The following is a 13,356-nucleotide window of genomic DNA, read 5'->3' as shown; positions in this document are numbered from 1 at the left end:
TTCCTAAATCGTAAGAAGCCTGTCTGCAACCGCATCAACGCCAAAACGCACAGGGTCGGTGACGGGCACCTGATATTTGTCGCTCCAATCCTGGCATAACTGGGCAGCATCTTCTTCGCTGATCGCCGAAGTGTTTAAGCAAATACCCACTAATTGAGCTTTTGGATTTGTTAGGCGAGCAGCGGCCAGATTTGCTTCTATCGTTTGTTCAATGGTTGGCAAGCTCGCATGTGGTAAGTTGCGGATGTGCGGGCGACCAATCTCATGGCACAGTACCAGAGCGTCCGCTTGTGCGCCGTGAAGTAAGCCCAAACTTACGCCAGCAAACGAAGGGTTAAATAACGAACCTTGCCCTTCGATGATGTCCCAATCGTGGTCAGTGAAGTCGGGGCTGATCGTTTCTACTGCGCCGGAGATAAAATCGGCAACTACGGCATCAATTGAAATGCCACTGCCTGCGATGAGAATTCCAGTTTGACCCGTTGCTTTGAACTTTGCGCGACAGTTTTTACGCTTTAATGCATGCTCAATGGCAAGGGCAGAGTACATTTTGCCAACGGAGCAATCTGTTCCTACAGTAAGTACTCGCTTGCCTGCGCGTGCTTTGCCATTGCCGACCTTGAGCGGGGCCTCATAATGGCGAACATCATACAGTTTGGTTAATCCGCGTTGTTCTAGATCGGCAAGAGGAGCAAATTCCGACAGACGTTGGTGCATGCCCGATGCAATTTCAAATCCCATTTCTGCCGCTTCAAGTAAGGTTGCTTGCCAAGCTTCGGGAATGATGCCTCCTGGATTTGCTGTGCCAAGCACCAACGTTTTTGCTCCTTGCTGCTGCGCTTGTTGTAGTGTCATGTCGGTTAAACCAAGCGAGACGGTTTCTGGCGTCAGGCGGATTTGGCCAAGACAAATCTCAGGTCGCCATTGATAAATGCCACGCGCAGTTTTTGCTGCGAGTGGATCGGTTACATAGCCAAGAAAGAGTAGGTAAGGTTGAGCAATTTGCATGATGGTTCCCTTCGTCATCGTTATTGCTCATTAATGTAGCCAGACTGATTTAGGAAACCGAATGCTTATTTGTTAGGCAGGTATAACTTCAAGTTATACCTTTAAACCATCTGTTGTTTTAGGGCGGTGATAAATTGCTTTGTCGCAATGGATTGAGGCGTGTGCTCTGCGAATAAAATAGAGACAGAGAAGGACATGTTTGGCTCCAAAGCATGCACGGAGACGGCATTATCTTGGCGATATTGTTTTGCAGTCCATGGGTCTACAATGGCGAACCCTGCTTGGTGTTTCACCAGTTCAGCCGCTGCAGAGTAGCTGCGCACGGTGATGGCATGTTGATAATGCTCGTCACGCGCCGATAAGGTTTGATGCAGCAATAAGCCCAGAGGGTCTCGGCTATCTAAACCGATAATGGATAAATCGTCACTGATGAGTTCTTCTAAAATGACGGTTTTTTCTGCGGGTATCGCTGCGCTTTTAGGAGCGATCAGTGCTAAGTTTTCTTTCAATAACACGTGCCCCATGATCGCTGGTGGTGTTTCTTCACCGAACGCAATGGCGAGATCCAATTCATGTTTCAGTAATCCTGAGCACAGCTCATCGCGATTGGCCGTTAAGAGCTCAAAGGAGATGCCGTGCTCTTTCGACAACAACGCGACAGTCGGTGCTAACAAGTGTACGGCCAAAACAGGCGGGGCACCGACTCGTAAATGTTGAGTTCCCTGTTTGACTTTGTTGGTCAGGGAACGAAATTGTCCGAGTTGTTGATAGACCTTTTCTGCCTCTGGCAATAAGGCTTTGGCTTCTTGAGTGGGAACGAGACGCCCCTTTACACGCTCAAATAAAGCGAAGCTCAGTTGTTGTTCTGTATGGGCGAGAACTCGAGTGACATTGGGCTGGGAAACGTGCAGTAAGCGAGCAGCACCAGACACCGTTCCAGCTTGCATAATGGCGTAAAAGACTTCCAATTGTCTTAAGTTCACTGCGATTTCCCTCTGCTCATGTTGGTCTCCTCAGAATACCCAACCTTGCTGATGAGCGATAGAGGCAAAAGTGCTGGTGTAAAAAATAGGAAGACGATGTTGGTTGCCTTCCTATCTCGCTTTTTCAATTTCTCAACTTCTCAATTTCTATGCTTCACTTTGCTGCTGCATGAAGGGGCAGGTCGTTAAACGGCTCGACGTCTCGGCTGAGTAATCCCATCAAAACCACTGCTAACACCATGACAACAGCTGCTATTGCAAAACCGTATTGTGTTAGCTCGTAATGACTCAACATCGCGATTAACACGTAACTGAGAGATTGAATGGTGGTGGCAAACATGCTGATGCCGCCATCGACGCGACCTCGTTGATGAACCGTTACGGTGTGATGCATCCAGTTGACTCTCGCAATGCGATTTAGCGCGTTAAACACACCAAACAGCGCCGTAAACAATAAGATGGTCAGCGGGCTTATCGCAAAACTCATTCCGATAAACGCTAGAGATACCATGACCATCGAAGCAAACATAATGTGGCTATGGGAGGCGCGACTCAGCACTTTGGTGACAATGAAACCTGTTAGTAACGAGCCGAGACCAAAACTGATGTTGAACCCTGCAAACCAATCGCCAGAGATGCCTTGTTCAGAAAACCAAATCGGCACCAATTTGCTCAAATACGTCAATGCAGGATAAGAGAGGCAAGAGAGCAGAATAAAGCCATAAAAGCGGGGTTCGAGACGGAATATTTGTTTGCTCTCTTTGAGCTGTGCGATGAAAGCAACGGACTTTGATACCCTCAATTGTTGGGTGTACGGCGTCAGAATATAGAACATCGCCGCTAAAGCGGATGCGCTGGCCGCAAACAAAGCAAACTCTTTCATGCCCCACATTTCAAGCAAAACAATACCCAACGCTCCAGCGCCGAGGGTCGTGGATTGCATTACAATTTCTTGCTGCCCCGAAATTTTTGCGTATTCGTGATGCTGATAATTTTCTTGAGTGAAGGCGTTGTTGGTCGTCCATGCAAAGTTACTCGAAACCCAATACACCAATTGCGCAAAAGCCAACAGCCAGTGGGACTCAAACCCTAACCAATAAGCAATGAACACCACCAAAGCCATGCCCGATTGAATCCATTGATTGAGCACGAGGAGTGCTTTTCGTGAGTGTCGGTCCACTAAAGTGGAAAAGAAAGGCGTTGTCAGAAAAGAAATCGCGGTGCAGCTCAGAGAAACTAAAGCGACGAATGTGCCCATTTTGGGCTCGGAAAGCATGACCCATGGCTGTGCCATCATGAACAAGCCAGAGGATATACTGTCGAAGAAGCGGCCTGCTAAGTACGGCTGAGTTTTATTTTTCATTATGTTTGCCTCAAATTCCCAATGGATTTCAAAACGTTGGCTTCTAGCGGTGCTGTGTTTGTCAACCAAGTTATGCGTCCTGAACGCAATATTTCGAGACCGTCTGGGTTTAGCGTTATTTAAGATGGTGTAACTTTAGAGCCTCAAGTAAACTTGAGGTAAAGCTTTTTTTAACAAAATAGAAACACGGGAAGTCAAGGATGGAAATCAGCGTAGGAGAAGTGGCAAAACGTTCCGGAGTGAAAGTCTCTGCCCTGCATTTTTATGAACAAAAAGGACTGATTTCGAGTTGGAGAAATCAAGGCAATCAGCGCCGCTACCACCGTAGCGTTTTGCGCCGTGTCGCGGTGATTAAAGCGGCTCAGCAAGTTGGGTTATCGTTAGAAGAAATCAAACATGCGCTAGATGAGCTGCCGAAACACCAAGCTCCGAACAAAGATCAATGGGAAGTCATGGCGAGCCATTGGCATGAACAGTTAGAACAAAAGATTCAAAAACTCAAAGCCTTACAAAACGATTTGGGTGGATGCATTGGCTGCGGATGTTTGTCGTTAGAAACCTGCGCACTGCGAAACCCAGAAGATGTGTTGGGCAAAGATCATTCAGGTTCGAATTTAACCTTAGAAGAATAGGCGTAAGCGTTATTCTTTGTCGAAACTGTCCACCACAATCGCGCCCATCGACGCTGGCATTGTGATGACGATAACGCGTTTTATCGCAACGATCGGGTCAGTAAATAGCGGCAACTTGTCGAGACAAAATAGCACCAAAGCCACCACGATAGCGGCGATGGAATAGGCGATCACAACGCGAAACACAAAGATGGGAATACGCTTTCTAATGTGGCTTTGAAATACGCTTTGATAAGCGAAAAAGCTGAGAAAAATCACAGAAAGGCTTAACAACATGAGTAGGTTTATCATGGGTAAGCTTTCACCCAATCGCCATGCTTCTTCTGAAAAAGAGATAGGCACAGCAAGGGCAAAAGCGCCAACTAACACTTGGCTGGCATCTTCGAGATTAAAGTGGCTGCTCATGTTGTAGGTTCCGTTATTCGTTGTTATTGCTCAGCTGCAACAGCTTCTCGAATCGCTCGTTACCGTGCAGCAATTCAAGATCGCGTTCTTCTGCCAACAAATCGCGAATTGAAGGGCTGTAGTCAATGGCGCGTTCCAGATCTTCAATCGCTTGTTCCTCAATCCCTAATCGAGAGTACGCACAAGCGCGTTGGTAAAGCGCAGGGCCATTGGTGTAATCTACTTCGAGCACTCGGTTACATATGCTTAGCGCCCAATGGTATTCGTTTATTTCCATGGCCGCATCGGCTTTGTAAGTCAATGCTTCAAGGTCACCAGGTCGAATTACCAAGATTTCGTCATAAATCTCAATACGTTGTTCCGGCGTTTGCGAACTTTGAGCACGTAACCACAAGTTGTGGATTTCGTTGATCTTTTCAATCTCTTTGTTGTTTTCACTGATGATGCGAGTTTTGCGTTTTAAATCTCGCTCCAGCGCAACAAATTTCTTTTCATATTCTTGAGCGATTTTTTCCAATCGCTTGTCCGCCATTTCTTTTGTGTTGTGTTTAAACTCGCGCAGCGACTGCCAACCTACAAAGGCGATCAATGATGCCACGCCCGCGATGATGTAGAAGAAGTACGTTACCGTCACATTTGCGTAGTTCAGCGATTTATCCGCCACCGTTAATTCACGATCGGTGATTTCGGTGATCATTTGCTTTTCAAGGCTTTGGTAATCCTGACGTAAGGATTTAAGTTCATCTAAAATATAGCGTTCCATTAACGGTCTATCTAATAGATCTGATTCAGAATATTTTTCTTCGGATGCCAGAGTCGGGAGAGAAAGAATCAGGGAGAAGAAGAGGGCAATAAATAAGCGCATAAAACGTCCTTTTGCGTGAAGAGTACAGATAGACCCTGCAACCATAGCAAATCGAACAAACGTTTAGCAAAGTTATTACAAAAGAAATGCTTGTCACGCTTTTGCGCAACTTTTATGGCTCAAGACAAAAGTGGAAGCAGAAAGACGGGTTTGTGAACGGTAAATTCTTTGGTCAGTTGTTCTTTGTTTTACAACTGGTTATGCTCGTCCTTAATTCTTTCTCAAGTGTGATAAGTGCATGGACGCAAAAGCAAAAAACTACTTAAATCGGTATCTTGATTCGCTCTCCCCAGAGCAGAAAAGTGCTATTCCATCAGTCAGTGCTGACTACTATTGTGCCGATGAATACAACGCGAATGTGTGCGCCGAACTCGTTCGTATTGGGCAGAAAACGGCATCGTGCAGTATGGAGTTGTGGTACAGCGAGCACGGGGAGCCGATGCCAGAGGTCGGGCATTTGCAAGTCGTCACCAATTGGGACGGTGAGCCTGTTTGTGTAATTCAAATGACGGACGTGAGCACTTGTCGATATGATGAAGTCTCCGCAGAGTTTGCCTACGCAGAAGGCGAAGGTGATAGAACCTTGAACTGGTGGCGTGACGCACATGCTGCATTTTTTAAAGCCGAGTGCGATGAGTTGAACATCGATTGGCATGAGCAACGTTTGCTGGTTCTAGAACGCTTTAAAGTGGTGTATCCATTTGAATAATCAGCGTTGAGTGACTAAAAAACAGCACCGAGTTTGGTGCTGTTTTTGTTTTTATTCCTGCGCTCAGATTAACGTTTCACTGCCGTGACGCTGAATACATGCCAATGTTTAGGCGTCCCGACTATGGTGGTGCCATCTTCATCTCTTTCATGCATGGAGACGATGTCATAGCCTTCAAAACATTGCTCGACTTGCTGGCGAGTGAGTGAGGTTAGATGAGCATGCGAGTTTGAATTGACCCAAGAGTCGTTCACGCCTAAAAAGTCTCCGCAGAAAACACCACCTGATGGCAAAGAAGAATCGATTTGATTCCACACGTTTTCAAAGTGCGCTTTTGGACAAAAGAACAGGCTGGCGCTAGCAATAAATAGGGTGCACTTAGGGTAATCAAAATCGCTGAAACACGCTTGCGAGATGGAGAAATTCGACTGTTCAGAAAAACGCGTCTCACAGGTTTTTATTGCATCAGAGTTGTTGTCGAATGCGTGAACACGAAAGCCTTGTGCGAGAAGAAAATTGGAGTCTCTCCCTGTACCGCAGCCAGCGTCAACGGCAATTTTCTCTGCTAATGTGTGAAATTGTAGGGCTTTCTCTACATTGATCCTGTGTGGTTGTTGAGCGACTTTTTGATAGTACGGATCCCATGAAACTGACATTGAATTTCCTTTTCGTTATAAAAAACGCCATTCAAATTTGAATAGCGTTTTTGCTGTCCTTGAAGCTAGCCTACACAACTCTATTTTTTGCGGCGCTAACGAAATGCAGAGAATGTGACCAAGTTAAAGTTGATCTTCTATTGGTAAAATGCCGGAGAACCAAGCGCCTAATCGGCGAAAAACGCCTGCTTCGGGTTCCGAATCATATTCTTCACCAGTTTTGGTGTTTGTCCAAACAATGTCTCCGTCACGTAGAGTGAGTCGATAAGCGTTGTCTTTCAGTTGGCTGGGTAATTTTGCCAAAAACGTTTGCACGTATTCCGGTTGTTCAATCACAACGGCCATTTCGGTATTCAAAGCCGCAGATCGAGGATCCCAGTTCATAGAGCCGACGAACAGTGTTTTGTCATCAATCGTCATTGCCTTTGCGTGCAAGCTCGCACGGCTACTGCCCGTTAAGCTCCATTTACTCTTGAGCTTCGCGCTGGATTTCACTTCCCAAAGTTTGATGCCGGATTCGAGCAAATCTTCACGATATTTGGCGTACCAGCCATGAACGGCAAAGACGTCATTCGACGCAAGGCTGTTGGTTACGATGGTGATGTCGACACCTCGCTTAGCTGCATTCGTCAGAGCTTTTGTGCCAGCTTCTGTTGGGATGAAATAAGGCGAGATGAGCACGAAAGAGTGCTCAACACTTTTTAGTAGCTCGGTTAAGTTTCCGACTAATTGGCTATCGTGTGTCGTGACTTTATCTGGCAAATCGAACCAAACTTGTCCATCACCCCAGTACAAGTTCAGTTTGCCTTGTTTGAGGTCTTGATACATATCCAAGGCGGTAAAATCGTATCGGCCAGAAGAGAATTTCTCTTGCAAGTTCAGTTTGGTGACTTGTTTTTGAATCGCGGCATCGGAGACGCTTTGAGATTCTGGCGATATCCACTCCATCGGCACGGCGTGTACGCTGTTCCAATAAAGATCAAACTGATCCGCCGTTTGCTGCACGGCTTCCCCGTAGAGCAGTAAATCGAAGTCGCCGAACTCTACTTCTGATTCAAAAGAGAAATACTCGTTACCAATATTTCGTCCACCGACAATCGCAGAGACACTGTCAGCAATCAGCGATTTATTGTGCATTCGGCGGTTCAGACGTTCGAAGTCACTGGTTAACGCAAAGATTCGTGCAGAGCGGTATTGATGAGGATTGAACAGGCGTATTTCAATATTGGGGTGCGCATTTAGAGCTGCCATGACGTTGTCGTTACGTTTTTGCATGTCATCAAGCAGCAGTCGGATTCTGACGCCTCGTTTGGCTGCTTCGTACAAACGCCAAGTGATCAGCTGGCTGGTTTCGTCACCGCGATAAATATAGTACTGAAGATCCAAGCTTTTTTGTGCGGACTCGATGAGAGAAGTACGAGCAAGAAGGGCATCGTGTCCTTGGTTGAGCGGGTAAAAGCCAGTGATGGTTTTAGGATCTTCGCCATAAGCTTCAAAGTAATGAGCCAGAACCGAATCTTGTTGATAGCCGAAATGGAAAGTGGTGGATTTCTCACTTGGCTGATTTGATTCGATTGATGAGCATGCCGAGAGCACTGAGAACATGGATGCGAAAATGAATTTGGAGAGCGTATGTAACAATGCACATTTCCTTGTCTTACAAAACCTTACTGTATTGAAGTATAGACATAAGTGCTTTCAACGTGCAGTTATCGCGGCTAAAGAACGAGTGTTTAGTCAAGTAAATCCATGAAGTGAGATCATACTGCGGGAAGAAAGCGGTATTGGGCGCGTTTTTCTCCTAATTTCAGTTTATTTTTATGGCGCACAAAATCATTTATTTTACTTATGTTTCTTGTTGTATTGGTCATTATCACTAATATCTGGCGATAATAACCAATAGCGCTCTGTAATAAATCAATTGAAATATATAACCATATGAATTTATTGAGGTAAATGTTTGGCACAGCGTTTGCCTAGAGACAAAAGAAGTAAGTCAGCATAACTTGCGGATCTGGTTAATTTTTTGTTAATTTTATTAACTTTGAATAGATAGTTATTTGTGGCTAGTCACCACAGAAAAACGCAGCTCTCTTACTTTACTTGAAATTGGCCTCAGCAAGCAGGCAACGAACACGGGTTCCTAGCCTTGAACTGCATGATTTCGTTTCAAGTTAGTTGAATGATGTAACGGCCACACACCATGTTGTTAGTCGCTACAGAAGTACAAATATCTTCGTCTATTTCAGATGCAATGAACTCACCGATTGCTCATAGGGAGTACTTGCTAACTCATTGAGCATTATGCTTTTTGATGTCGCATTTAGGTTGAAAAACCAACACGAGCATTCGGCTGAATACAACAATAAAAAAGGATTTTTGATGTTAGCAAAACCCATAGTACGTTGGCTTTTACCTTTCGTTGTCGTCGGCGGATCTTACGCTGGATATGCTGCGATTGCAGCGACAGCACCGGAGAAAGAGTCAACAAAAGAAACCATAACCGAACCCACAGTTCGAGCCTCTTCTCTTTTCCCTACTGACCATAAAGTCGTGATTACCAGCCATGGCGAATTGGTTCCATTTGAAAAAACACACCTTTCTGCTCAAGTCAGCGGTGAAGTGATCAGTTGGCACCCTAATTTTGTAACCGGTGGCATCGTGAAGCGTGGGGAAGTGCTATTTACGATAGAAAGCGATAATTATGAAGCGGCCGTACTTCAAGCTGAAGCGGGTCTGGCTAGCGCTCGTGCATCGTTAATTGAAGAACAAGCAAAAGCGGAAGTGGCGAAACGCCAAGCGAAGAAACTTAGCGACAAGCAAGTTACCGATCTGTACTTGCGTAAACCTCAGTTGCTTAGCGCGCAAGCGCAAGTGAAGTCTGCTCAAGCCGCTCTCAAACGTGCAAATCGCGACTTGGAAAACTGCCGAGTGGTTGCGCCATACGATGCTTTAGTGGTCGAGCGTGATGTCGGTGTGGGTCAGTTTGTGACGTCGGGATCTCGTGTCGCAACTTTGAATAACATCGAAGTGGCGGAAGTGCATGTTCCAATTGCTGGTTTTGATAGTGCGTTTTTGCCGGAGTCAATCAAAGAGCTGACAGCAACCGTAACTCAGCAAGGCATTCTCTCGACCACACGTGAAGGTAAAGTCGTTCGCGATTTGGGAATGATTGATAGCGCCACACGCATGATCAATATGGTGATTCAGGTTGAAGACCCTTATGGCATCGATAACCAGCAACCGCCAATCAAATTTGGTTCTTACGTAGAAGTCAGCTTTACGGGCAAAGAGCTCAAGCACATCTATCGTCTTCCACAAGAATTAGTGAAAAACCGCACGGTTTGGGTCGTCAACGATGAAAATCAACTTCAGCCTCGCACTGTCACAGTGTTAAGAGCGGAGGGAGAATTCATGTTGGTAGGTGAAGGTTTGGAACAAAGTGACCAATTGGTTCTGACTCTTCCTGAATACCCGCAAAAAGGCATGGCGGTTCAAATTGCAAAAAAGAATGACGACTCCGAAACCGTCGTACAGTAAGTAGGAGTTTGTCATGGAAGATACGAATCAAAAGGGCATCATTGCCTATTTTGCCAATAATCCTGTGGCTGCCAACCTGTTGATGGTGTTTATCATCATCATGGGTATCGTGAGTTACATGTTTATCCAGCGTCAGATGTTCCCGAATATCGAAGTGAACTACATCGACGTTCGCGCGACTTATCCAGGTGCCTCTCCTCAAGAAATTGAAGAGAGTATTTTGGTCAAAGTGGAAGAGTCGATCAAAGACGTTACTGGCATTAAAAAAGTGGTGTCACGAGCTTCTCGTGGCAGTGCATATATTTCTATCGAAGTTGATGTCAACGCGGATATCAAGCGAGTGCTTGATGATGTGAATCAGCGCATCGATACTATTTCTAACCTGCCTCTTGGCATGGAGCCCATCAATGTCTATCAGGTTGAATGGCGACAAGACGTGATAGAAATGGGGCTGGTGGGGGACAGGCCTCTTGAAGAGCTTAAGCCGATTGCGAAGCAGATTGAAGATGAGCTTCTGCAGCTTAATAACGTCATGTTGGTGTATTTAAGTGCGCCAGAGGAAGAGATTGCGATTGAAGTCGATCCCCTCGTGTTGCGTAAGTATGACCTAACGTTGAATGACGTAAGCAATGCCATTCGTCGTTACTCGGCAAACTTCTCGGCGGGCGAAGTCAAAACAAACTCTGGGATGATTGCGGTTCGAATTGAGAACCAATATTACCGTGGAGATGAGTTTAGAAATATTCCCGTGAAGCTAGGTGCCAATGGTGCCAAGGTATTGTTGCAAGACATTGCTACCATCAAAGATGGCTTTACCGAAGAAGAGCGCTACTTCGAGTATTCAGGTCAAAATGCTATCTACATGTCAGTCGAAGCGACGCGCGATCAAAACATCATTCCGGTTGCTCAGTCAGTTCGTGACTACATCGAAGCCAAAAACAAAACCTTGCCGAGCGATGTTCAGCTAAAAATTCTGGTCGACATGACGTACTACCTAAATGGTCGTCTCGACATGATGCTGAAAAACTTGCTGCAAGGCGCGGTGCTTGTTGCGATCATGTTGACGATTTTCCTACGTTTCCGTTTGGCGATGTGGGTAATGATCGGCTTACCAGTGTGTTTCCTTGGTGCGGTGATGATGATGCCAGCTTTGGGTATTACAGTGAACATCGTCTCGCTGTTCGCTTTCATCATGGTGCTCGGAATTGTGGTGGATGACGCCATCGTCATGGGAGAAAGTGCGTACAGTGAAATCGAAGAAAAGGGCGGCGGTGTCGAGAACGTGGTACGCGGTGTCAAACGCGTTGCTACGCCAGCGACATTTGGTGTTCTGACAACGATTGCTGTATTCGCACCATTCTTGCTTTCGAGTGGTATTGATAGTGCTTTCTTTTACGGCATTGCCGGTGTCGTGATTCTGTGTTTGATCTTCAGTTTGATTGAATCAAAGTTAATCCTACCAGCGCACTTGGCGCATACCCATTTTAAACCAGTCAAACCTGGTGGATGGCGAGATCGTTTCAACCAACGTTTCTTCGGCTTTGTAAACGGCACTTATCGTAACTTCGTGAAAGCCTGTACGCATTGGCGTTGGACTGTATTTGCTGTGTTCTGTGGTTTATTGCTGATCAGTGCTGCATTGGTTAAATCCAACTATGTGCGTGTTATCCCTAACCCGAAAGTACCGACGGATTACCCTGCGATTACTATCGAGATGAATGACACGGTTTCCAGTGAGCAAACCATTGAAGCGTTAAAAACCATCGAGCGTGTCATGCAAGAGGTCGAGTCTCAAACTATTGCTGATCATGGGCAAGGTATGATTCGCGATGTGCTTTCTTACAATAGAAGCCGCACCGAAGGACGAGTGTTAGTGCCGCTTGTCGATGAGGAAATTCGTCCGTTCAATACCTTTGAACTTGCTCGACGCTGGCGTGAGGCGATGCCTGTTATTCCGGGGATGAAGAGTATCAAGATCCGCGAACAAAGTGCCGGTGGTGGCGATCGTGATGAGTTTGGTTACTTACTGTTTGGCTCCAACATCAATGAACTTAATCAAGCAGGACGTTACTTGATTGAACGTTTGCAGCAAGAAGAAGGGTTGTACGATATCTCGTCATCCATTGATTCAGGCAGCAAAGAAGTGCTTCTTTCTCTTGCGCCTGTTGCGTACGATCTCGGTCTTGACTTGACCATGATTGCGCAACAAGTCGGCGGCAGTTTTTACGGTGGAGAAGCACAGCGTTTGATTCGCGACGGTGAAGAGATCAAAGTCATGGTTCGCTATCCTCAACTGACTCGTGAAGCGTTTTCTTCATTACGTTACGCCGTCATTACTACGCCAGCAGGCAAGAAAGTGATGCTGGGCGATGTAGTGAATATCAGTGAGCAGCCTGGGGTTAGCACAATTCGTCGTGAAGGTGGTTATCAAACCGTTTATGTGTACGGCTCTATTGATGAAGAACTCGTTGAGCCACAAGAAATTGTGAAAATCATCGACGATAGTATTTTGCCTGATATGAAGAAGCTGCACCCAAGTGTTAAAACAGAGCTGGGTGGTGACATCGAAGAGCAAGCCGCGCAACGCAACGAACAAATCATGTTCTTTGTGGCAGGGATGATCATTGTTTATATCTTGCTTGCCGTACCATTGAAGAGCTATACCCAGCCTCTTATCGTGATGTCTGTTATCCCGTTTAGTTTAACAGGGGCGATTTGGGGACATTTCTGGTTGGGGCTAGACATTAGCATGATGTCGACATTCGGTTTGATCGCAGCCGCAGGTGTGGTGATCAACGACTCGTTGGTGATGACAGATTATGTGAACCAAGTCCGAGAGAAAGGAATGAGCATCAAGCAGGCGGTGGTTGAGGCTGGTTGCGCGCGTTTCCGAGCGATTACGCTGACATCCATCACGACCTTTGCGGGTGTATTGCCTATTATGTTCGAAACCAGTCTACAAGCACGTTTCGTAATACCAATGGCCGTCGCTTTGGGCTTTGCTGTGCTGTATGCCACAGTCCTGACGTTGGTGTTAGTACCTTGTCTGTATCTAATGCTTGAAGATATTAAAAACATCTTTCGAGCGATTAAGCGCTTCTTCCAGCGTGTCATTGGTCGTTTTAGAAAATCGTCAGTATCTTCAGATATTTCTGCGAATACATCGAACTAGCATCTCTTGTCTTAATAAAAAAG

The 13,356-nt window shown here is 45.9% G+C and carries 11 protein-coding genes; 4 read left to right on the top strand and 7 right to left on the bottom strand.

Features of this window, described 5'->3' with window-relative positions; genetic code table 11:
* Nucleotides 1–3: 3 nt before the first annotated feature.
* The 3 genes from dgcN to ACF8EG_RS04100 form a co-directional block, all read right to left on the bottom strand.
* Nucleotides 4–1,008, bottom strand: a complete 1,005-nt coding sequence (gene dgcN, locus ACF8EG_RS04110; protein ID WP_069504996.1) for an N-acetyltransferase DgcN — start codon at nt 1,006–1,008, stop codon at nt 4–6.
* A 101-nt stretch (nt 1,009–1,109) separates the two neighbouring features.
* Complete coding sequence (locus tag ACF8EG_RS04105; RefSeq protein ID WP_069504902.1) at nt 1,110–1,991, bottom strand: LysR family transcriptional regulator; 882 nt, start codon at nt 1,989–1,991, stop codon at nt 1,110–1,112.
* A 154-nt stretch (nt 1,992–2,145) separates the two neighbouring features.
* Nucleotides 2,146–3,354, bottom strand: a complete 1,209-nt coding sequence (locus ACF8EG_RS04100; protein ID WP_069504900.1) for an MFS transporter — start codon at nt 3,352–3,354, stop codon at nt 2,146–2,148.
* A 200-nt stretch (nt 3,355–3,554) separates the two neighbouring features.
* On the opposite strand from ACF8EG_RS04100, the gene soxR reads away from it, so the two are divergent.
* Nucleotides 3,555–3,986 (top strand): redox-sensitive transcriptional activator SoxR, encoded by a 432-nt coding sequence (soxR, locus tag ACF8EG_RS04095; protein ID WP_006741357.1) that lies wholly within the window; start codon nt 3,555–3,557, stop codon nt 3,984–3,986.
* Between the two features lie 9 nt (nt 3,987–3,995).
* On the opposite strand, the gene ACF8EG_RS04090 is transcribed toward soxR, so the two are convergent.
* On the bottom strand, nt 3,996–4,391 hold the full coding sequence (locus tag ACF8EG_RS04090) for a DUF2391 family protein (protein WP_005464146.1): 396 nt from the start codon (nt 4,389–4,391) through the stop codon (nt 3,996–3,998).
* 13 nt (nt 4,392–4,404) lie between these two features.
* Complete coding sequence (locus tag ACF8EG_RS04085; protein ID WP_069504898.1) at nt 4,405–5,256, bottom strand: tetratricopeptide repeat protein; 852 nt, start codon at nt 5,254–5,256, stop codon at nt 4,405–4,407.
* Between the two features lie 238 nt (nt 5,257–5,494).
* On the opposite strand from ACF8EG_RS04085, the gene ACF8EG_RS04080 reads away from it, so the two are divergent.
* Nucleotides 5,495–5,965 (top strand): ASCH domain-containing protein, encoded by a 471-nt coding sequence (locus tag ACF8EG_RS04080; protein ID WP_069504896.1) that lies wholly within the window; start codon nt 5,495–5,497, stop codon nt 5,963–5,965.
* A gap of 68 nt (nt 5,966–6,033) precedes the next feature.
* Here ACF8EG_RS04080 and ACF8EG_RS04075 read toward each other — a convergent pair whose 3' ends face one another.
* Both ACF8EG_RS04075 and ACF8EG_RS04070 read right to left on the bottom strand, forming a co-directional pair.
* A complete protein-coding gene (locus tag ACF8EG_RS04075; RefSeq protein WP_069504894.1) occupies nt 6,034–6,621 on the bottom strand; it encodes a trans-aconitate 2-methyltransferase in 588 nt (195 codons plus the stop codon).
* Nucleotides 6,622–6,744: 123 nt separating this feature from the next.
* Nucleotides 6,745–8,262: a phospholipase D family protein gene (locus tag ACF8EG_RS04070; RefSeq protein WP_024103818.1), complete on the bottom strand. Its 1,518-nt coding sequence runs from the start codon at nt 8,260–8,262 to the stop codon at nt 6,745–6,747.
* 741 nt (nt 8,263–9,003) lie between these two features.
* Between ACF8EG_RS04070 and ACF8EG_RS04065 the strand changes: the two genes are divergently transcribed.
* Together ACF8EG_RS04065 and ACF8EG_RS04060 are read left to right on the top strand one after the other, a co-directional pair.
* The gene (locus ACF8EG_RS04065) at nt 9,004–10,161 is read left to right on the top strand and encodes an efflux RND transporter periplasmic adaptor subunit (protein WP_053319468.1); all 1,158 of its coding nucleotides are present in this window, start codon (nt 9,004–9,006) and stop codon (nt 10,159–10,161) included.
* A gap of 13 nt (nt 10,162–10,174) precedes the next feature.
* Nucleotides 10,175–13,333 carry an efflux RND transporter permease subunit gene (locus ACF8EG_RS04060; protein WP_025505147.1) on the top strand — a complete coding sequence of 1,053 codons (3,159 nt, stop codon included), beginning with the start codon at nt 10,175–10,177 and terminating at the stop codon, nt 13,331–13,333.
* Nucleotides 13,334–13,356 lie beyond the last annotated feature (23 nt).

It is taken from the genome of Vibrio sp. YQ_11 (assembly GCF_043103065.1).
Taxonomy (GTDB): domain Bacteria; phylum Pseudomonadota; class Gammaproteobacteria; order Enterobacterales; family Vibrionaceae; genus Vibrio; species Vibrio parahaemolyticus.
Note: the sequence above shows the minus strand (reverse complement) of the source record. Positions and strands in the feature narration are given on the sequence as shown.